The organism is Chromatiales bacterium (assembly GCA_024234935.1).
In the GTDB taxonomy this organism is placed as follows: domain Bacteria; phylum Pseudomonadota; class Gammaproteobacteria; order Steroidobacterales.
The window spans coordinates 799617-819772 of the sequence record JACKNI010000001.1 but is presented as its reverse complement, the minus strand read 5'-3'; the positions used below and the strand labels follow the sequence as shown (position 1 = coordinate 819772).

At 62.5% G+C, this 20156-nt stretch carries 16 protein-coding genes; 10 read left to right on the top strand and 6 right to left on the bottom strand.

Annotated features, from left to right (window positions below; all coding sequences use genetic code 11):
- The first annotated feature begins 21 nt into the window (after positions 1-21).
- Both H6979_03915 and H6979_03910 read left to right on the top strand, forming a co-directional pair.
- On the top strand, positions 22-2028 hold the full coding sequence (locus H6979_03915; GenBank protein ID MCP5138987.1) for a polysaccharide biosynthesis protein: 2007 nt from the start codon (positions 22-24) through the stop codon (positions 2026-2028).
- Positions 2029-2101: 73 nt separating this feature from the next.
- Entirely contained in the window at positions 2102-3436 is a 1335-nt protein-coding gene (locus H6979_03910) for a UDP-glucose/GDP-mannose dehydrogenase family protein (GenBank protein MCP5138986.1), read from the top strand.
- 9 nt (positions 3437-3445) lie between these two features.
- On the opposite strand, the gene H6979_03905 is transcribed toward H6979_03910, so the two are convergent.
- Both H6979_03905 and H6979_03900 read right to left on the bottom strand, forming a co-directional pair.
- The gene (locus tag H6979_03905; GenBank protein MCP5138985.1) at positions 3446-4294 is read right to left on the bottom strand and encodes an AAA family ATPase; all 849 of its coding nucleotides are present in this window, start codon (positions 4292-4294) and stop codon (positions 3446-3448) included.
- Complete coding sequence (locus H6979_03900) at positions 4291-5820, bottom strand: hypothetical protein (protein ID MCP5138984.1); 1530 nt, start codon at positions 5818-5820, stop codon at positions 4291-4293. Before H6979_03900 ends, H6979_03905 begins: the two co-directional genes overlap by 4 nt.
- Positions 5821-6032: 212 nt before the next feature.
- Here H6979_03900 and H6979_03895 point away from each other — a divergent pair, with 212 nt between their 5' ends.
- Genes H6979_03895 through H6979_03875 form a run of 5 tightly spaced genes read left to right on the top strand, consistent with a single transcriptional unit; the run spans position 6033 to position 10751 of the window.
- Positions 6033-6896, top strand: coding sequence for a DUF3473 domain-containing protein (locus H6979_03895; GenBank protein ID MCP5138983.1), 864 nt, complete (start codon positions 6033-6035; stop codon positions 6894-6896).
- A 43-nt stretch (positions 6897-6939) separates the two neighbouring features.
- On the top strand, positions 6940-7551 hold the full coding sequence (locus tag H6979_03890) for a polysaccharide biosynthesis/export family protein (protein ID MCP5138982.1): 612 nt from the start codon (positions 6940-6942) through the stop codon (positions 7549-7551).
- 10 nt (positions 7552-7561) lie between these two features.
- Positions 7562-8683, top strand: a complete 1122-nt coding sequence (locus H6979_03885) for a glycosyltransferase (GenBank protein MCP5138981.1) — start codon at positions 7562-7564, stop codon at positions 8681-8683.
- Positions 8680-9732 (top strand): GNAT family N-acetyltransferase, encoded by a 1053-nt coding sequence (locus H6979_03880; GenBank protein ID MCP5138980.1) that lies wholly within the window; start codon positions 8680-8682, stop codon positions 9730-9732. The genes H6979_03885 and H6979_03880 overlap by 4 nt, the downstream gene beginning before the upstream one ends.
- A gap of 5 nt (positions 9733-9737) precedes the next feature.
- The gene (locus H6979_03875) at positions 9738-10751 is read left to right on the top strand and encodes a polysaccharide deacetylase family protein (protein MCP5138979.1); all 1014 of its coding nucleotides are present in this window, start codon (positions 9738-9740) and stop codon (positions 10749-10751) included.
- Here H6979_03875 and H6979_03870 read toward each other — a convergent pair.
- The 3 genes from H6979_03870 to H6979_03860 are packed head-to-tail and all read right to left on the bottom strand — an operon-like array spanning position 10748 to position 14299.
- Positions 10748-11881: a glycosyltransferase gene (locus H6979_03870; protein MCP5138978.1), complete on the bottom strand. Its 1134-nt coding sequence runs from the start codon at positions 11879-11881 to the stop codon at positions 10748-10750. The two genes, H6979_03875 and H6979_03870, sit on opposite strands and share 4 nt — an antisense overlap.
- Positions 11878-13158 carry an O-antigen ligase family protein gene (locus H6979_03865; GenBank protein MCP5138977.1) on the bottom strand — a complete coding sequence of 427 codons (1281 nt, stop codon included), beginning with the start codon at positions 13156-13158 and terminating at the stop codon, positions 11878-11880. The genes H6979_03870 and H6979_03865 overlap by 4 nt, the downstream gene beginning before the upstream one ends.
- On the bottom strand, positions 13145-14299 hold the full coding sequence (locus tag H6979_03860; GenBank protein ID MCP5138976.1) for a DegT/DnrJ/EryC1/StrS family aminotransferase: 1155 nt from the start codon (positions 14297-14299) through the stop codon (positions 13145-13147). The genes H6979_03865 and H6979_03860 overlap by 14 nt, the downstream gene beginning before the upstream one ends.
- Before the next feature lie 187 nt (positions 14300-14486).
- On the opposite strand from H6979_03860, the gene H6979_03855 reads away from it, so the two are divergent.
- The 3 genes from H6979_03855 to H6979_03845 are packed head-to-tail and all read left to right on the top strand — an operon-like array spanning position 14487 to position 18643.
- A complete protein-coding gene (locus H6979_03855) occupies positions 14487-16013 on the top strand; it encodes a right-handed parallel beta-helix repeat-containing protein (protein ID MCP5138975.1) in 1527 nt (508 codons plus the stop codon).
- A gap of 36 nt (positions 16014-16049) precedes the next feature.
- Complete coding sequence (locus H6979_03850) at positions 16050-17522, top strand: DUF2264 domain-containing protein (GenBank protein MCP5138974.1); 1473 nt, start codon at positions 16050-16052, stop codon at positions 17520-17522.
- An 8-nt stretch (positions 17523-17530) separates the two neighbouring features.
- A complete protein-coding gene (locus tag H6979_03845) occupies positions 17531-18643 on the top strand; it encodes a glycosyltransferase family 4 protein (protein MCP5138973.1) in 1113 nt (370 codons plus the stop codon).
- 45 nt (positions 18644-18688) lie between these two features.
- On the opposite strand, the gene H6979_03840 is transcribed toward H6979_03845, so the two are convergent.
- Positions 18689-20134: a lipopolysaccharide biosynthesis protein gene (locus tag H6979_03840; GenBank protein MCP5138972.1), complete on the bottom strand. Its 1446-nt coding sequence runs from the start codon at positions 20132-20134 to the stop codon at positions 18689-18691.
- Positions 20135-20156 lie beyond the last annotated feature (22 nt).

Below are 20156 nucleotides of genomic sequence, written 5' to 3'. Positions count from 1 at the left end.
CGGCAAAACCAGGGGGGACGAATGAGAGTCGCCAAAGTCCAATCCCGGCTGATCCAGCTTCCCGCGCTGGCCAAGCGCCTCATCGTGGCAATGAGCGATGCCGGTGTTCTGGTCCTGACCCTGACTCTGAGCCTGCTGGTCCTGCACCGGTTTTCCTTCCCGTCCAGCCCGGCGATTGCCTGGCTTTTTCCGGCCGTGATGCTGATCGGTATCCCGGCCCTCGCCAGCCAGGGCCTCTACCGGGCGATCATCCGGTTCATTGGTTCGCGCATGGTGCTTGGCGTACTGGGCGGCACAGTCCTGATCACGATAACCATGACCCTGATTATTGCGGCGCTGGGCATCGAGACCGGCGAGCAGCTCGTTTCCTTTGCACTGGTTTTCTATGCCTTTGCAATCATTGGACTTGTCAGCAGCCGCTTCCTGATGCGTGCCCTGGTATCGGATCGCCGATTGGGCAGTGAGCGCGTGGCGATTTACGGCGCAGGCCGCGCCGGTTTGCGCCTGGTTGCCGCGGCAACAAACCACCGTGACTTTCTGCCGGTGCTTTTTATCGACGACAACCCCGAGTTGCAGGGGCGGACGATTGCCGGACTGCCGGTCGTCAGCCCCGTGAAGGTGGCGAAGAAGCTCGCTTCGCTGCGCATCGACCGGGTGCTGCTGGCCATGCCGTCGGCTGGTCGGCGCAAGCGCAAGACGATCATCGACAGCTTCAGCAGCCAGTCGGTGCGCTTGCAGACCGTGCCTGATATCGGTGACCTGCTTTCGGGGCGTGCGCGTCTCGAGGATATCCGCGACGTCGATGCCACCGACCTGCTGGGCCGTGAAACCGTGCCAGCGCACGAGGGCCTGCTGGATGCCTGCATACGCGGCAAGTCGGTGATGGTCACGGGTGCGGGTGGTTCAATCGGGTCGGAGCTGTGCCGGCAGATCATCGAACTCGGGCCGCGCCGGCTGGTGCTGTTCGAGATCAGCGAGCACGCCCTCTATCAGATCGACCAGGAGCTGACGAAGCTTGTCGAGGCGCGTGGACTCAGGACCGAAATCGTCGCCTTGCTTGGTTCCGTGCATCACCGCGACCGCGTGCGCGGCGTTATCGCGGCCTTCGGCGTGCAGACGCTCTATCACGCGGCTGCCTACAAGCATGTGCCGATCGTCGAATACAACATGATCGAGGGTATCCACAACAACATCATCGGTACCTGGCATACCGCCGAAGCTGCCGACGAGGCCGGCGTTGAAACCTTCGTGCTGATCTCCACCGACAAGGCCGTGTTGCCGGTCAACGTGATGGGCGCCACCAAGCGCTTTGCCGAGCTGGTGCTGCAGGCGATGGCCGAGCGCGGCAGCAAGACCCGGTTCTGCATGGTGCGCTTTGGCAATGTCCTCGAGTCTTCGGGCTCGGTGGTGCCGCTGTTCCGCAAGCAGATCCGTGATGGCGGGCCGGTGACCGTCACGCACAAAGACGTGATCCGCTATTTCATGACCATCCCCGAGGCGGCCCAGCTGGTGATCCAGGCCGGCTCGATGGGTCAGGGCGGGGATGTCTTCGTGCTGGACATGGGTGAACCGGTGCGGATCGCCGATCTGGCCCGTCGCATGATCAACCTGATGGGGCTGACGGTGCGCGATGAGGCCAATCCAGAGGGCGATATCGCCATCCACTACACCGGGCTGCGCAATGGCGAGAAGCTCTATGAGGAGCTGCTGATCGGCACCGATGTATCGCGTACCGAGCACCCGATGATCATGCGCGCCATGGAAGAATCGCTGCCCTGGCCGAAGGTGCGGCATTTCCTGGCCCAGTTCCAGCTGGCCGGCAATGCCTTTGACTGCGAGCAGACCCTGAACCTGCTGCTGGAGAGTGTGAACGGTTTCGTGCCGGTCAGCGAGGGCATCGACGATCTGGTCTGGCAGGCCCGCCAGGCTGAGCCCATCGGTGCCGCGAGGACCACTGGCAAGGCCGCGCAGAGCCTCCCGGCGCCAAACGGGTCGCTGGTTGACATGGATTCAGGCCGTCGGGCGTGACGGGATTGGTTGCCTTCGGCGTCTGAGCGGCTAATCTAGCTGCTGTTTTCCCGCTGGGTCCCGAGAAACAACGATGAAAATCACCGTACACGGCACTGGTTACGTGGGTCTGGTCACGGGCGCCTGCATTGCGCAAGCCGGTAACCAGGTGCTGTGTGTCGATATCGACGCCGCCAAGATCGCAGCGCTCGGGCGTGGCGAGATCCCCATCTACGAGCCCGGTCTTGCGGATGTCGTAAAGCGCAGCCACGCGGCCGGGCGACTGCAGTTCACCACCGATGTGGCGGCGGGCGTTGCCCACGGCGACATCCAGTTCATCGCCGTCGGTACGCCGAAGAATGAAGACGGTTCGGCCGACCTGCGCCACGTGTTGACCGTGGCCGAAACCATCGGCCGGCACATGAGCGGCTACAAGGTGATCGTCGACAAGTCCACCGTCCCCGTCGGCACTGCCGACCGGGTTCGGGAGTCCGTCGCGGCGACGCTGGCTGCGCGTGGCGCCAGGGTTGAGTTCGACGTGGTCTCGAATCCGGAGTTTCTCAAGGAAGGTGCGGCGGTCGCTGATTTCATGAAGCCGGACCGCATCATCATCGGCACTGACAGCCCGCGGGCCATCGACCTGCTGCGTCACCTCTATGAGCCCTTCAGCCGCAGTCACGACAAGCTGATCGTCATGGATGTGCGCTCGGCCGAGCTTACCAAGTACGCCGCCAACGTGATGCTGGCCACCAAGATCAGCCTGATGAACGAGCTGGCCAATATCGCCGAGCGTTACGATGCTGACATTGAACAGGTGCGCATCGGTATCGGCTCCGACCCGCGTATCGGCTATTCATTCATCTATCCCGGCTGCGGTTATGGTGGCTCCTGCTTTCCGAAGGACGTACACGCCCTGATCCGCTCGGCCGAGGAGATCGGCTATGACGCCGAGCTGGTGCGCGCGGTGAACAGCGTCAACGACCGGCAGAAAGAGGTCCTGTTTCGCAAGATCAGCGGCCATTTTGGCGGGCAGTTGAAGGGCCGGACCATCGCCCTCTGGGGCCTGGCTTTCAAGCCCAATACGGATGACATGCGTGAGGCCGCGAGCGTGGTCCTGATGCAGGCGTTGTGGGCAGCTGGGGCAAAGGTCCGTGCCTATGATCCGCAGGCGATGGCAGAAACCCGTCGCATCTGTGGAGAACGCGCCGACCTCGCGCTGTGCAGTTCGGCCGACGAGACCCTTGCCGGTGCCGATGCGCTGGTGGTGGTGACCGAGTGGCAGGAGTTTCGCAGTCCGGACTTCGAGGGTATCCGCGCCGCTATGTCCGGCCCGGTGATCTTCGACGGCCGCAACCTCTACGATCCCCGCCAGCTCGAGCAGCTCGGCTTTGCCTACTACGGGATCGGGCGGGGCAGGAGCGGCTTGTAGGAGCGGCTCCTACGCGGGATACGAGTACGGGTAATACGAACCAAGCTCGCCGCGGCTGAGCGCCTTGTTGAGCACCAGGCCGACCGGCTTTTTCAAATCGAGTATTTCCAGTGAGCGCGTCACGCTGCTTTTCGGTGTCACGCCGGCTTCAACGACCAGCAGGAACTGACCCGCCAGGGCGGTGACTGCCGGCGCCTCGTTGGTGATCAGCAGTGGCGGCGCGTCGAGGATGATGATCCCGTCGGGGTCGCGATCTGCCAGCTGACGGAATATTTCCTGGCAGCGATGGCTGTTCAGCAATTCGAGTGCGTCTGTCGCGGTCTTGCCAGCCGGCAGGACCCAGAGCCCCGGAATATCGGTCCGGCAGACCACCTCCTCAAGCGCGAGTCCGGCAGTACCGATCAGGTCGTAAAGGCCGGGATGTCCGGTCAGGCCCATCTGCCGCGTCAGGGTGGGGTTGGCATTGTCGGTATCGATCAGCAGCACGTTGCGATCTTTCTCCAGCGCCAGTGCATAGGCGAGGTTGCTGGAGATGAAGGTCTTGCCGGCACCCTGCAGGGGGCTGGTGACCATGATCGTCTGGGTGCCTGGCGTGGCCAGCGGCCCGAACGCGCACTGCAGGATAGGGCGCTTGAGGCGACGAAACTGCTCGTAAACCTTCGCGTCGGTGATTTCGGTGACCAGGCTTCCACCGGTGTCCAGCCGGGGGAAAGCAACGACATGGTCAGGTGCTTCGTGCGCAGGCCGTGGCAAGGGCGTGACCCGGCCAGTACCTGAGGATGTCTTTGCCGGTTCGGAAGCCGTGGTTTTTGCGGCTTTGGCCCGGGCAGCCAGAATGGCGCGTTCGATGATGGTCATGCGCTAAAGAACCTGTTGATGAGCAGCACCGCGATATAGGCTAACAGCAGTGCGCCTGCTGTCAGCTGGAAGCGCCAGTTCCGCAGCTGAGCTGCCGGATCGCCGACGATGCTGACCATGCCGTAGACGGGCACGCCGGCAGCTTCGTTGAGCGGGGTTGTGGAGTAGAACTTCGGATCCCGCTGGCCGAGCAGAAAGGTCACGGCCAGTCCGCCGCCCAGTGCGCCAAAAAGCACCAGGGTATTCAGGAGAAGGCGGTTCGGGCTGCTCGGTCGCAGCGGGGTGCGTGGCGGGTCCAGAACCTTGAAGGTAACGTCCTTGTTGTCGGCCTGGACCTCCTGGTTCATCCGCGCCGACTCGAGTCGCTTCAACAGCGTTTCGTATTCGGTTTTTACCACGGTGTAATCGCGATTCAGGCGAGCCAGCTGCGCTTCCACCTCCGGAATCGTGTTGGCCATGCCGCGCAGATAGCTGACCTCGGCATTTTTCTGCGACAACTGCGAGCGCAGGGCGGCAAGGTCGGCATCCGTGGTGCTGAGGGCGATCTTGATGCGCTGTGAGACCAGATCGACACTGCGCCTGGATGTATCCAGTCCGCCGGCAGCGCGTGCGCGCAATTCTTCTTCGCGGATCTTGTACAGATCATCCAGCGTCTGCTTGGCGCGCAGCACGTCCGGGTGCTGGTCCGTGAAGCGCAGCCGCAGCTGGGCGATTTCAGCCTCCAGGTTGCTGATCGGGCCATCCACTGAACTCGAGCGCAGCGGGTCGATACCGTCTGTGCCGGTGGACTCGCCGGCCAGCTGGCGGGCGAGTTCATTGCGCTTGTTGGTCAGGCTGCTGACCTGTGACTGCAGGGTACTGACTTCAGCCCGGGCAGCCTCGAAGCGCGCATAGAAATCGGTTTCGCCCTGCAGCAGGCCGATGTTCTTCCTCTTGAATTCAGCCAGCCGGTTTTCGGCTTCAGTCAGTCGGTCTTCGTACTGCTTGATCTGCGTGCGGAGGAAATCGCCGGCCTCGGCCGAGTCGGCAATATCGCTGGTCATGGATTCGGAGATGAGATCATCGAGCAGGGTCTGCACCACGGCTCTGGCCATGTTCGGGTCGTGATCGCTGTAGGCAATCGTGTAGACCTGCTCGTCATCTGCCAGGATTGGCCGCAGCACGAGGATGGAATCCTCCAGTTTCAGCAGCAGCCATTCGCGTTCTGCCGGAGTTCGCGCCCGGGCGGAAAGCCCCGTCTTGTCGGCAACGGTCTCGAGGTGCGGCCGGCTGAGCAGGGCGCGAGTCATCAACTTGACCTGTTCGAGCGGATCCGTGGGTACCGTCAGGCCTTGCAGCAGGGGTTTCAGCACGCCCTCCGCGTTGACGTAGACGCGGGCAGCAGCTTCGTACTTGTCGGGGATGAGCTGCACCGCGAACCAGCCGCCGGCGGCAATCAGCCATGCGCAAAGGAGCCCCAGCCAGCGGAACTCCCACATGCGGTGAGCATCCTCGATCAGCCGGGCAAGTGTCTTCTGGAAGTCCATTCGCTGTAGTGCTCCATCTGTGCCGCCTAGCCTATCATCTGGACACCGTGAATGGATGCGGCGTAAGGCTCGCCGGCTGCACCCGCACCGCTGCGAACGGTGTGATGCAGTTCACACCACACTCCATCGGGCGTGGCAGACGGGGCATAAGCAGCTACAGTATCGGGCCAGGCCCCGGAAGAGGGTTCGCTGTTTCAATTGAGCAGGTCTGCATGACTTCACCACCCTGTGCATTTACCGTCGATGTCGAGGACTATTTCCAGGTCGATGCGTTTTCAAGGGTAATCGACCCGTCGGACTGGGACAGCTTTGGCTCGCGTGTGGTGGCCAATACCGGTCGGCTGCTCGACCTGCTCGACCGGCATCAGGTCCACGGTACCTTTTTTGTTCTCGGCTGGATTGCCGTACGTCATCCAGAACTCGTGCGCTCGATCGTGGCCCGCGGGCACGAGCTGGCATCCCACGGCATGAGTCATCAGCGCATCGTGACGCAGACACCGGCGGTATTCCGCCAGGAAACCCGCGACAGCAAGCGGCTGCTGGAGGACCTCGGGCAGGTGGCGGTTACCGGCTATCGTGCCGCAACCTATTCGATTACCCGCGATTCGCTGTGGGCCCTCGATATCCTGAAGGAGGAGGGCTTTGAATATGACTCGAGTATTTTTCCCGTGCGTCATGATCGCTATGGCATTCCGGACGCACAGACCGTTCCGCACCGGCTGACGACGCCGGAAGGCAGAACGCTGGTCGAATATCCGCTCACTGCTGTCGAGGTGTTTGGCCAGAACATTCCGATGGCCGGTGGCGGGTATTTTCGCCTGTTCCCCTACGGCCTGACGCGCTGGGGCCTGAGTCGGGTCCGGGCACAGGGGCGGCCCGTGGTGTTCTATCTGCACCCCTGGGAAGTTGATCCGGAGCAGCCACGGATCGCCGATGCCGGGTGGCGGTCGCGGTTCCGGCACTACCTCAATCTGCACCGTACCCTGCCGCGCCTTGAGCAGCTGCTGGCCGACTTTCGCTTCAGTACCATGCGCGAATGCCTGGTGGCAGAAGGACTGCTCTCCGCTTCGGAGTAGTATGCTGCACACCTCCGTGTTCAGTCCCATGAAGGAGTTTTCCATGTCGCTGTTCAAGTCAATCTGTGCCTTGCTGATCACGAGCCTCCTCGTACAGCCGGCGCTGGCCCAGACTTCGGCTGAAGCGCCTGCCCCGGCTGCTTCCGTGGTCAGTGCGGACTATCTGATCGGCCCGGGCGATACCCTGCAGATCTTCGTCTGGCAGAATCCGGAGCTGTCGGTGACGGTGCCGGTGCGGCCGGATGGACGGATTTCCACGCCGCTGGTCGGGGATACCGTGACGGTTGGCAAGACGCCGGCGCAGCTGGCGTCAGACCTTGAAACCGCTCTGGCGGTTTACATACGTACGCCGAAAGTCAGTGTGATCGTCAGTCAGGCGGTCGGGGCGCTCAGTCAGGTGCAGGTGATTGGCCAGGTCACACGGCCGAGCGGCGTGCCCTACCATGCCGGACTGCGTGTGCTCGATGCGCTGCTCGCGGTCGGCGGACTGACCGAGTTTGCGGCACCCAACCGCGCCGTACTGATCCGCACTGAAAACGGCAAGGAGTCAAAGACAAAGATCCGGGTCGGCGACCTGCTCGATTCAGGTGACCTGGACCAGAACCTGCTACTCAAGCCGGGCGACGTGATCGTTATCCCCCAGACCTGGTTCTAGGCACGGCGCGTTGCGCACGCTGTTCTGGCTGGCAGTTTTTGGCTGCGCGTACAGCTATGCGCTTTATCCGCTGTTGTTGAGACTGGTTCCGGCGCGTCCGCCGGTACGCGGATCCCCGGCGTTCATGCCGCCGGTTTCGCTGATCATCGCTTGCCGGAATGAAGGCCGGCGCCTGCGTCACAAGCTCGATAATGCGCTTGAGCTCGACTACCCGGATATCGAGATCATCGTCTGCTCGGATGCGTCTGATGACGATTCCGATGCCATCGTTGCTGAATATGCGCTGCGCGGAGTGAAGCTGGTGCGCTCCGATGAGCGCCGCGGCAAGGAGTTTGCGCAGGGCCTGGCAATCGCGGCATCCAGAGGCGAAATACTGGTGTTCTCGGATGCCGGTACGGACCTGCCGGCCGGGAGTATTCGCGTGCTGGTCGAGGATCTGTCAGATCCGTCCGTTGGCGCGGTATCAAGTGAAGACCGGTTTGTCAGCGCCGATGGCAGCGTGGTCGGTGAAGGCGCCTACGTGAAATATGAAATGTGGTTGCGCCGGCTCGAATCCGCACGGGCGGGGCTGGTTGGCCTGAGTGGCTCCTTTTTTGCCATTCGGCGTTCGATCCTTGGCGGATGGGATGCGGGCATCCCCAGCGACTTTGCCTGTGCGCTGTATGCGGTGCGCGCCGGGACCCGCGCGATCTCGGATCCGCGGATGGTCGGCATCTATCGCGACATCAAGGATCCGGGCAAGGAGTACGCGCGCAAGATTCGTACCGCGGTGCGCGGCATGACCGCCATGGCTCGTCTGAGAGAGGTGCTGAATCCGTTTCGCTACGGCTGGTTTTCATTCCAGGTGTGGGGGCACAAGCTCATGCGCTGGCTGGTGCCGTGGTGCATGCTGCTGCTGCTGGTCTGCTCGGCCTGGCTCGCACCGCAGAGCCGGTTTTTTGCCATCGCACTTGGCGTGCAGCTGCTCGGCTATGTGCTGGTTACCCTCTGTCACTGGGTGCCCGTACTGCAGCGTTTTGTGCTGCTGCGCCTCGGTTACTTCTTCGTACAGGTGAATCTTGCGCTGGCGGCAGCCGGCATTGCCTTTTTGCGTGGTCGCCGGATCGTTACCTGGGAGCCCTCGGCGCGGTGAGTTCCGGCACGCTGACCGTTGACACGGCGCAGACGCCGCCTGGCGACTGGGATGCCTATGTGACAGACCACAAGGATGCGAGTGCATGGCAGCTGGCAGCGGCGGTGCGTATCGGTACGACAAGCTTTGGTTTACGCAGCTTCTTTCTCGGTGCGCGTGGCGCCGATGGCCGACTGTGCGGTGTGCTGCCGGTCGTGGAGCAGCGGCTGGTGCCGTGGACACGTTGTCTGGGCTCGCTGCCGTTTTGCACCTATGGCGGTGTGCTGGCCGACGACGATGCGGTCGTTGCGGCACTCCTGCAGGGCGTTGAACGACTTGCCGGCGAGCGTCGCGCGACACGCATCCTGTTGCGTCATGCGCGGCAAATGCCGGCGATCAGCTGGGCGCAAAGCCTCGACAAGGTGTCGATGGTTCTGCCACTGCCGGATACGATTGCAGAGCTGCAGAAGAGCCTGGGGTCCAAGCTGCGCTCGCAGATCCGGCGTGCTGAACGGGAAAATCCGCAAGTGCGGATCGGTGGTGCGGAGTTGCTGGCGGACTTCTATCCGGTGTTCTGCAGTGTGATGCGCGATCTCGGTACGCCGGTCTATCCGCTGCGTTTTTTCGCAGCTGTCTGCGCGGCCCTGGAATCACGTGTTTCGGTTGTCGTGATCTACCTGGCCGGCAAGCCGGTCGCCGGAGCGATCCTCGTGCAGTGGCGTGATGGCATGGAGGTGCCGTGGGCGGCAACATTGGGGCAGGTCAAGGGCCTGGCCATCAATATGCGCCTGTACTGGGAATTGCTGCAGCTTGCGCTCTCGCGGGGCTGCGCATCCTTCGATTTTGGTCGCAGCAGCGTGGACGCGGGAACCTACCGCTTCAAGAGCCAGTGGGGTGCAAAGCCGGTGCAGCTCCACTGGCATTGCTGGTCGCCGGCTGGTGTTGATGCGGTTGCGGATCAGCAGGGCGGGCGTTCCCGTCTCGAGCTGGCGGTCAGGCTATGGAGCCGGATGCCGTTGCCTATGGCCAACTGGCTTGGCCCGCTGATCAGTCCCAAACTGCCCTGGTAGTCATGATGCCCCGAACACGCATCAAGAGGCTTCTGCGTCGCACACTCGGTCTGGCAGCACCCGTGGTCTGGCGAACTCGGCCGCGACCGTCGCTCACGATACTGACCTACCACCGCATTCTGCCGGCTGATCATCCCGCACGGCTGACCGAGCAGCCCGGCATGTATGTCAGTCCGGATACGCTGGCCATGCAGCTGCGCGTGCTGAAGCAGCACTTTACGCTGATCGGGCTGGGCGACTGGCTCAGCCTGCGTGCCTCGGGTGCCGCGCTGCCGGATCGCGCCTGTTGCATCACCTTCGATGATGGCTGGCGTGACAATTACGATTATGGACTGCCAGTCCTTGCCGCGGCGGGAGTGCCAGCGACGGTGTTTCTGGTTACCGACTTCATTGGCAGCAGTTACCGGTTCTGGCCAAACCGGCTGGCGCAGCTGCTGGGCAGGCTCGGTAGCAGCGATCTGGCGTTGCTGCCGGCCAGGTTGTCGGCATTGCTGGTGCGCGCCGGCTTTGTACCGGCCGGTACGCCCGATATCGCGCAAATCGATCGTGTCATCGACGCCTGCAAGAGCGAGTCTGATGCGGCCATGATCAGCCTGCTTGATGCGGCGGAGGCCCTTGTGCCGGCCGTCGCTGAGGCGGGGAGTCGCGATCTGCTCGACGAGGCCGAAATCCTGGCGATGCGGGACTCCGGGCTGGTGCAGTTCGGTTCACACAGCCGACGCCATACGCGGCTATTGCCCGGGCTGACGCCGGTACAGCTGGAAGACGAGGTGCGGGCATCGCGCCGCCACCTGGAGCAGATGGTCGGGCAGCCGGCGGATATTTTCTGCTACCCGAACGGCGACTGTTCGCCGGCGGCGCTGGCGCTCGTGCGCAGCGTCTACCGTGCGGCTGTGACGACGGTGCCAGGCTGGAACCAGCCCCGGAGCGATCTCCATCTGCTGCGGCGATTGTCGGTTCATGAGGATATCGCGGCCGACGGGGCGAGCTTCCTGGCGCGCGTGGCAGGCTTGCGTTAGCGGCGTTTGGGGGTCCCCGCCAGCAGCTCGCGATACAGGGCGAGATGGGCGGCAACACAGTTTTCTATCCGGTATTCGGGCGGCAACAGGTTGTGACGTTCCGCCGGCGTCGGCCGGTCTGGCGGTGCGGTTTCGATGATGCTCCTGGCGATCCCGGCTGGGTCCTGGCTGCGGACAAGTTTTCCCTGTGCCGCCGAACCGAGTAGCGGCACCAGGCCACCCACCGCGTGAGCAACCACGGGCACACCCAGGGCAAGTGCTTCAAGTGCGACCATGGGCGTGCCTTCATGGTCGGAAGTCAGTACCAGCACCCCCATCCTGTTCAACAGGGGCAGGGCATTCGGCAGAAAGCCGGTGAACATGCAATCGCTGCCCAATTGCAGTTCTTGCGCCTGTGCCTCAAGTTGCGCGCGCAGCGGACCGTCGCCAATGACATAAAAAACATAGCGTCCCGGATGCGCGTCGAGCACGGTGCGTGCGGCGGCCAGGAAGATATCCACGCGCTTGACCGCGACGAGTCGTCCGGAAAAGCAGATACCGATGCGGCCTGGAGTGACAGGCCCGCAGGGCTGTGCTGCCGCTGCCTGGATCGCCTTCCGGTCGATGCCGTTGACGATCGTGCGGATCGGCATTCCTGGCAGACTCTTGCCGAGTTCTGCTTCAAGTGGCACGGAAACGGCGATCGCACAACGCTGAAATCCGGCGACGAACCGGTCGAGTTTCTGCCTGATCACATCGCGGAACCCGGGCCGCCGTCCGGCAAGGGTCTCTATGCCGCCATGTACGGTGCGCAGCGATATGCATCCCGGAACCAGCGCAGCTGCCAGCGCGCCCAGCAGGTGTTCCTTACCGCGATGCGTGTGGACGATCTGTGGCTGGAGCCGCCGGATCAGGTTGCGGACCTGAAGGAGCAGGCTTGAGATCCCGTGTCGCTGCTCATCGAAGACATGTACGGGGATGCCGACGCTGCGCAGACGCGCCGCGAGCTCACCATCGTTCAGCAGCGCGATCCCGATTTGCACATCGGCATCAGCAGCCAACCCGCAGGCCAGATGAAAGATCGCAACCTCGGCGCCGGCCCACAGGTCGCCGGACGCGATATGCAATATCCGCAGTGGCTGCTGCTTCACCCCTGGGGCCCGTCCGAGGCCGTATCGGCTGGCAGATGCAGAACGATGGCAAGGCTTACAAGCAGCCATAGCATCGGGTACCAGAGTACCGATATGAATACGCCGGCGACCGAGTAGCCGACGATTGCCGGTCCGACAAACAGGGCAATCATGCGCATCGAGCCGTCTTCCGGTGTCTGGGCAGGAAGACGCAGCATATTGCGGGCACGCCGGACCGCCTTGATCATGATCATCAGATAGGCGAGGGTGCCAGCCACGCCCAGCTCCGGGAGCAGGGTGAAGTAGATCGAGTGCGCAGCACGGCCGGCGATTGCCCGTCGTTTTCCACGTTGCAGTCGCGCCTTGTAGGTTGATTCGAACTTGCTGATGGCCCAGGAGAAGTTGCCGGCACCTACGCCGATCACCGGATTCTCGAGAAACATTTCCCAGCTGCGCCGCCAGGTATAGATGCGTTCCATCTCCTGTCCCTCGGTCTTGCCATATGACTCGGCACCACTTTCGATGGAGCTTACTTCTCCGATGTATGAGGCGGGTACAAAGGGCAGGGCGGCGAGGCCGATCAGGATGATGACGATGCTGGTGCGGATGAACTTGCCGGAAAACAGGGCGATGGTTGCCACGGTTACCACCAGCGCGACAAAGCCGCCCCGCGAGGCCGTAGCAATCAGTGCGGCGAGGCAGGTGCCGCCGCTCAGAATGGCGAGCCAGCGCCATTTTCGTGACGGTGATTCCGTGCGCATGGCATAGGCGAGGCAGGCGCCGACGACGAACACACCGGCAATGTCATTTTCGTCCTCCAGCCAGCAATCCCGCGGACCGACGCCATTGTGAGTCAGAGCCCATACGCCCAGTAAAAGGAATGCAAGGAGCAGAAAACGCAGGATTTTCTGCCGGTAAACGGCGTACCGGCAGACGGCGACGAGCCCGACAGAGAACACAACCAGATACATGACGAAGTCCGCGACCGTGTTCAGCCACCAGAAGTGGTTCACCACGACGGGCAGGCCAATCAGCATGACGCCGAGAAAGATCAGTTGCCAGCGGATGAGTGGTTCGTTTTTTGGCATCGGTGGCCGGTGCTTGAACCACAGCACGATGACTATCAGTGTCAGAAACTGCAGCGGCCGGATGATTTTCAGGGCCGGAACAAATTCATGGAGGCGGGAAAACGTCAGAAACAGGTAGCCGAAAACGGCGAGATACATGCCTTTCAGCGCTGCCTCGTCCGGCACGGTGCCCGGCAGCCGCTTGTTGCCCTGGGACCTATTGCGCGTCACGGAGCAGTTCCCGAAGGCGCTGGCGTGTTGGTGGACCACAGCGTGCGTGTGTTGGCAGCGTCACCAGGGTCCGTGAAAAGCGGTAGGCAACCGGGAAAGCCAGGGCTGCATCCGCTGCGCTCATGCCCAGGAACTCGGGAAGGGTTCTGCCGTACATGGGCGAGATGCCCAGTGCTGCGCCCCGGCTGATCAGCCACTCGGCCTGCTCCGCGTCACTGCACAGGACGGGCAGTCTGTTCAGCCCCTCATCGGCAGCTGTCTGCAGGGCATCGGACGGGATCCGGAATCTGTTGGCAGGGATCAGTTCGGCCATCGCGAGGGTGCGTGCGCGGCGCGCGGCACATGCGGACTGCTGTGCCTGCAGCTGCCGGGCGGCGTGTACGAGCCATGGTCGGGGCAGGCGAGTAATCGCAGGCAGCGTTCTGAGCCTTGTTTCGCCAATGTGCAAAAAGGGCAGTTGTGCCACCGTTCCAAAAGCCAGCGGTTGCGTGGCGAGATTGTACAGGGCGGCCCGCAGGGCTGTACTCGCCGCGCTCCAGGGGCTGACCGGGAAGCGCGCGTTGGCGAATGCGGAAAACTCGTCGGCCTGCCTTGCCCAGGTGGCACCGCCACCCAGCAATGTTGCCGGTTTCCCCCGGCCACGACTGACGACGACCAGGTCGGCTGCAGAGTCCACTTCCACTCCTGGTCCGGCCAGGCTCTGCGCGCGGTCGTGAACCAGGGTCATTCGCGAGGCCGCTGCTGTTTCCCCATGCGCCGGTATTTCATGTCGCGTGCCGAAGAGCTCCACGAGTACGGCGACGGATGATCCGGGAGTCCGTGAGCTATGCAGCGCAGCGAGATTCATTCCGGTCTGCTCTTTCGCGAGATCTGCAAATGCAGGTTCCAGACCGGCGCATAGTGCCGCCGCAACGATATCCGGGCAGGAGTAGGCCGGCAGGATCACCGACTTCCCCGGTTGATGCCGGTCAGCTGCGAAGAAAAGCGCTGCAGCAAGCGCCATCGTTCCCGAGCCGAATGCGCTCCAGCCCCCGAGCAGGGGAGTGGTGAACTCGTCGGCACGAGGAGTTACCAGCAACTGCCGGAGAAGCACCCTTTCCCCGGCCGGGGTTTGGCGAGAAAATACCGTCACCGGGCGCATAATAGACTCCGGAGCCGTCTTGGTGACAGCCAGACGGTGTTCCATAACGATCCGACAGTTGCGAAGTGTGCGATAGTCCACAGCATTGGATCCCGGGGGACGGGGGATACTGCCCGTACCGCGACACAGGCCGCTGGGTGCGCTGTTTAAGCGGCTGGGTTCGGCTGATCAAAAAAGGAGTTCCCTCTTGAGCAAGAGAAATCGTTTCTCGACGCCGGGTGCCGCGTTTTCCGGCGTTTCCCGGCGCAGCGTCGTCAAGGCCGGCTTCGCTATCCCTTTCGCCGCGCTGCTTGCCCGGCCGGCACGTGTTTTTGCCCAGCAGGCGGGGTTTGATTACTACATTTCCCCGACCGGTTCGAACAGCAATGCCGGTACCGAGGGCAGTCCCTGGGCGCTGAGCGCGCTGCAATCAAAAGGTTCGACGATTTCGGGCAAGCGGATAGGCCTGTTGCCCGGAACCTATGTCGCTCCGACCGGTGCCAGCGAGGGCGACTATCTCCGTCCGGTGGTCAATATCGTCGGCGGCAGTTCGTCCGCGCATACCGTCGTTGAGTCTGTGGTACCGCGCGCGGCGATCATCACTGCCTGGAACGGCAGTGGTTACAACACCTATGTTCCGGCGCCCATCGGTACCCTCAATCAGTACGTCACGATACGTGGCCTGACGATCAAGCGGGTGGTGCGCAAGGCCATCATGATCGGTAACAGCAATGTCGTGGTTGAAGACTGCGAAATCTTCGACATCGATCAGCGGCGTGAACCGAATTACGGTGTCATCGACAACACTGAAGGCATACGCATCGAGGACTACAGTGGTGGCAGCTCGCCATCCTTGAGTGGCATTGTCGTCCGGAATTGCGAAATCCACGATATCTACAATGCACAGGGAACGGGTACCTATGTACCGCACGCGGACTACAATGCGAGCGGTATCAAGATCTACCGCACGCGCGGCCTTCTGGTCGAATACTGCACCATATACAACACCAATGAAGGTGTGTTTGCCAAGACCTATACGGGTGGAACGACCGTTCGCTACTGTCATTTCCACAACCTCGTATCGGCTACGCGCCGGCTCGGTGGCAATGCCAATACAAGCGGGCTTTCGACCTATGTGCACAACAACTTCTTCTACAACGTGACACAGTACTACGATGCTGAAGTTGATCAGGCTACGACACACAACCTGTATATCTACAACAATACGGCGTATGCGAACCGTTCCCTGAATGATGCGGGTGGGTTCTATCTGCGATCAGCAAGTAACGGGCTGGTGCGCCTGTACAACAACATCGTCTATGTCGATACGAATGCAAGCACCGGCTGGCTGGGTATCGGTATCACCGACCGGAACAACAATCCGGCACAGTTTGGCGTGCTGGATTACAACTGCTACGGCGGCCAGTTCCGGAACTGGGCGTCGAACATGTACACGAGTCTGGCAACCTGGCGCAGTGCGATGTCGGCAGCCGGGGGTGCCGAGGCACACAGTGCGGCAAGTGACCCGCTCTTCGTGTCGCGCGGTGCCAATACGCCGGCCAACTACAAGCTGCAGGCCGGATCACCGTGTATCGGCGCCGGCCGTATCGGCGGCGTTTCGTCCGGATCGGCAGTTGACCAGGGTTGCTGGACGACCGGTGTTGCGCAGATCGGCAGCGATTCTGACGCTTCGGTTGTCAGGCCAAATCCGCCGACGTTGCAAGGTGTTTCGTAGTCCGCAGAGCGCTCACATTGCGGCGCGCCGTCTGGCATGAACGTGCGTCGGGCGCTGTTGCTGGTGGTGGTTGCTGCGGTATTGCTGACCGGTTTCGGGGTATGGAGAATCCGTGACTGCCTGTTCGGGGCCGGTGATTTTCCGGCCCCGGCCGATGATCCCCGCCTGGCACCGTTCGGCAGTCCCGCCGCAGGGCTGACCGAGGCAGACTACGCCGGTCTGTTCAGCTATTTCGTTGAAGGTTTTGTGACCTATCGCGACAGCGGGGGTGCGGGAGCGGCCTATCCCGGCTGGCCCATGGGTGAAGGTGCTGTCCGCGACCGCAGCCTTGCCCGTCTCGAGGGGTTTTCGCGGATTGCGCCACTATTGGCCGGCTGGTTGCACGGTGGCCGCGAAGCTCATATCAGCCTGTCGTCGGGTGCCGCTGTTGATGTCCGGGATCTGCTGCGCACCGGAATCCTGCACGGCACGGATCCGCGCTCGCCCGATTATTGGGGTGTGATCGACCCATCGCGGATTGTCGAGGCGGCGGATATCGCCCTGGCACTCTGGTTGTCGCGTGCTGCCGTGTGGGCAGACTTCTCCCCCGCCGAGCGGCAACAGGTTGCAGGCTGGCTGTACGGCGTGAATGGCAAACAGACGGTCGACAACAACTGGCATCTGTTCGTCGTGCAGGTGAACGTCGTACTGCAGGATCTGGGTATGCCGGCTGATCTTGAAGAGGCGCAGCGCAGGTATGCCCGTTTCAAGTCCTTCTATGCCGGTGAAGGCTGGTTTCGCGATGGACCGGCCGGCCACGTCGATTACTACAATGCCTGGGGCATGCACTATCCGCTGTACTGGATTCGCGAGATTTCCCCACAGTGGGATCACGAGTTTCTGGTCGGTGCGCTGGCGGCGTTCGCCGCGAAGTACAAGTATTTTTTCGGGCCGAACGGGATCCCCGCGATGGGGCGGAGTATCTGCTATCGCGCTGCTGCGCCGGTGCCGCTGCTGATGGCGGCACAGGATGATACGGGCAGTGTTTCGGCGGGTGAGGCACGCCGGGCCATGGATCTGACCTGGAGCTTCCTGGTGCGCAATGGCGCGGTTGTCGACGGGACGATGACCCAGGGCTATTGCGGTGCCGAGCCGCGAATCCTTGACTCCTACTCCGGTCCGGCCAGTTGCCTGTGGTCCTTGCGTTCGCTGGTCGCGGCATTCTCGCTGCCTTCGGATGCAGCACTGTGGCAGACCACCGGCGAGCCGTTGCCCGTCGAGCGAGGTGATTTTTCGCTCGCTATCCCCGCAATAGGCTGGCACGTCGTCGGCGATGCCGCGCATGGTGACGTGACAATCCTGATTGACGCCAATCGTGGCAATGCAGCCGTGCACCTGCAGGACTATCCCTGGTTCCGCCGAATCAGCGATGCGATGCTGTGCCGCTCGCGTCGCCCCGAGAATGAAGCGGCCAAGTACGCAGCTGAATCCTACAGTTCGTCGCAGCCTTTCTGCGGTTGCCAGCCGTGACGCGCGGCGTGGCCGGTCCTCCGCCGCGGATCTTCCATCTGATCGATGTCGCGGGAACGGGCGGCGCCGAGACCGTCTTTTGCCAGATGGTCCGTTATTTTGATCAGCGTGACGAAAACGCCCTGACCGCATTGCCGGGTCCGGGCTGGATTGCGGAGCAGCTCACCGGGCTTCGCTCTGAAGTGCGTTTTGTTGCTTCACGAGGTTCTTTCAGTAGCCGGTTGCTGGCGACCCTCGTGGGCCTTATGCGGCAATCGCGCGCGAATATCATGGTCGTCCACCTGCTCGGTTCAGCTGCTTATGCTGCATTGACCGGTCTGCTCCTGCGCCGACCGGTGATTGCCGTCTTTCATGGCGCCCTGGACTTCGAAGCGCCCGGCAGGATGAGTGCCCTCAAGCGCTGGTTGCTGGGCCTGGGGCACGTGCATGTCGTTGCGGTATCGGCCGGTGTCAAGGAGGCGCTGGTTGCCTGGGGTCTGCAGGCCGACCGGGTACGGGTCATCGCAAATGGCGTGGATACGGCTGCATTTCAGCCGGTGGCAGGCGCAGCGCTGCGCAATGTGCCGGGACTGCCTGCAGATGCCGTTGTCGTTGGGGCGGTAGGCAACCTGCATCCGGTAAAAGGTTATGAGCTGATGTTGCAGGCCGCGGCCCTGGTGGTGAAAGCTCAGGGCAATGTGCACTTTGTGGTTGCCGGTGAGGGTGATCCAGCCTATCAGCGTGAACTGGAGCGGTTGCGCGATCAGTTGGGGCTGCAGCGTCACTGGCACTTTCTGGGCTTTCATACTGCCGATGCTGCGCACTACAGCAGCCTGGATCTGCTGGTGTCGGCGGCCTCATCCGAAGGTCTGCCCCTGTCGTTTCTTGAGGCAATGGCCTGTGGTGTGCCGATAGTTGCCACAGCCAACGAGGGCTCGACACGTCTGCTTGATGATGCCCGCTGTGGTCTCAGTGTGCCCGGCGGCGATCCGGCCGCCCTGGCCGGCGCGATAACGTCGGTCCTCGGCAATCCCGGATTGGCCAGTGAGCTGGGTGAGCGTGGCCTGCAGGCTGTACAGCAGCGCTACTCGCTGAGCGCAACGCTCGATGAATATCAACGCCTGATCAATCAGCTCATATAGGCACTCGGGTCAGAGTCCACCATTCCCTGCATCGCCGGGGATAGATCAGGACTTGCGCAGCCCCAGCAGTTTTCCGCCAACCTGTATCAGTTCGCGCCACGGCGCCGGTGTCAACAGGCGTGCGGCGATCAGCCAGACCAGCACACCGCTGCTGATGCTGATCGCGAGACGCAAGGTGGCAGATGCGTCAGGCAAAAGCGCCTGGCAGCCAAGTACCGCAAGTCCCATGACGAAAGCCGGCAGCGCTGCGATGACCAGTTCGCGCAGGATTTGCGAGCGGTTGACCGGTATGCAGCTGGCAACCGCATTCAGGCCAAGCAGAAAGCCGAGCGGAATAGAGATGGCCCATGCGATGGCAACTCCCGGCAGCCCCCAGCGCGTACTCACCAGCAACATGATTGCCGACAAGACCAGGGTCTTCAGGTTGTAATAGAAGGTCTGTTCGGGGCGACCGATACCCTGCAGTACGGTGGCGGCAAAGGCGCCGGTCAGCCGCAGGGGCATGACGGCGGCCAGTATCTGTATCACCAGCACGGCAGCTTGCCATTTGCCGCCCAGCACGACGGTCACCAGGTCTTGCGCGGTGAGCGCAAGGCCCCAGAGTACCGGGAAGCTCACGATGGATGACAGACGCAGGGACTTGCCATAGCCGTCAGCCACCTGTGCAGGTGCATCCTGCAGGCGAGCGAAGGCGGGAAGCGCGACCTGGTTGGTGATCTCTACAACTTTTGAAACCGGCATGAAGGCCAGTTCCTTGCCGACGGTCAGCAGGCCGAGGCTCGCATCGCCGAGTCTTCGTCCGACGATCAAGGCATCAATCTGCGTGTACCAGTACCAGACCGTCATGTTGGCGAGCAGAAAGCCGGACAGTCGAAACAAGCCGCGCAGCGGTTCAAGTGCGAGCACCGGCCGCGGTATGCCGCCTACGTAAAGCTGCATCTGCAGCGCTCGGGCAAAGCTGCCCGCCAGATTGCCGAGAATCAGCGCCCAGGCGCCGTACCCGGCCCAGGCGAGATACAGCGTCGTGATCGTGGAGATCAGCGAGGAGGTCATGCCCGCGAGGGAGATTTCCCGGAACCGCATGTCGATGGCGAGCAGGGCGCGCGGGACGGTAGAGATGCCAATTGCCAGGAAGAGCAGGGCACTGGCCTGCACCAGGGGGATGAGCGCGTCATTCCGGAAGTAGCCGGCAACCAGTGGCGCCAGGCCCGCCATCAGTCCGCAGAGGACGATGCCCGCCAGCATCGACGCACCATAGGCAGCGCGAAGCACCAGCGGGTCGGCTTCGCGGCGGCTGATCAGGGCCGTGCCCAGCCCGAGGTCACCGAGGAACAGCAGGTATCCGGTAAAGAGTGTGGCCATCGCCACCAGACCATAGTCTGCGGGAGCGAGCAGCCGCATCACGACGATGGTCGATATCCAGGAGACGATCTGCGCAAAAGCCCGGGCCGCAGTCATCCAGCGCAATGATCGGTATACGTCGTCGCTCACCGGCGGGATTGTAACGGAGAGC

Bases quoted from the DNA above. Each gene is read 5' to 3' on its own strand.
- H6979_03905 (MCP5138985.1), bottom strand. From the start codon at position 4,294: ATGACCATCATCGAACGCGCCATTCTGGCTGCCCGGGCCAAAGCCGCA.
- H6979_03900 (MCP5138984.1), bottom strand. From the start codon at position 5,820: ATGGACTTCCAGAAGACACTTGCCCGGCTGATCGAGGATGCTCACCGC.
- H6979_03910 (MCP5138986.1), top strand. From the start codon at position 2,102: ATGAAAATCACCGTACACGGCACTGGTTACGTGGGTCTGGTCACGGGC.
- H6979_03860 (MCP5138976.1), bottom strand. From the start codon at position 14,299: ATGCGCCCGGTGACGGTATTTTCTCGCCAAACCCCGGCCGGGGAAAGG.
- H6979_03895 (MCP5138983.1), top strand. From the start codon at position 6,033: ATGACTTCACCACCCTGTGCATTTACCGTCGATGTCGAGGACTATTTC.
- H6979_03875 (MCP5138979.1), top strand. From the start codon at position 9,738: ATGCCCCGAACACGCATCAAGAGGCTTCTGCGTCGCACACTCGGTCTG.
- H6979_03915 (MCP5138987.1), top strand. From the start codon at position 22: ATGAGAGTCGCCAAAGTCCAATCCCGGCTGATCCAGCTTCCCGCGCTG.
- H6979_03850 (MCP5138974.1), top strand. From the start codon at position 16,050: ATGAACGTGCGTCGGGCGCTGTTGCTGGTGGTGGTTGCTGCGGTATTG.
- H6979_03890 (MCP5138982.1), top strand. From the start codon at position 6,940: ATGTCGCTGTTCAAGTCAATCTGTGCCTTGCTGATCACGAGCCTCCTC.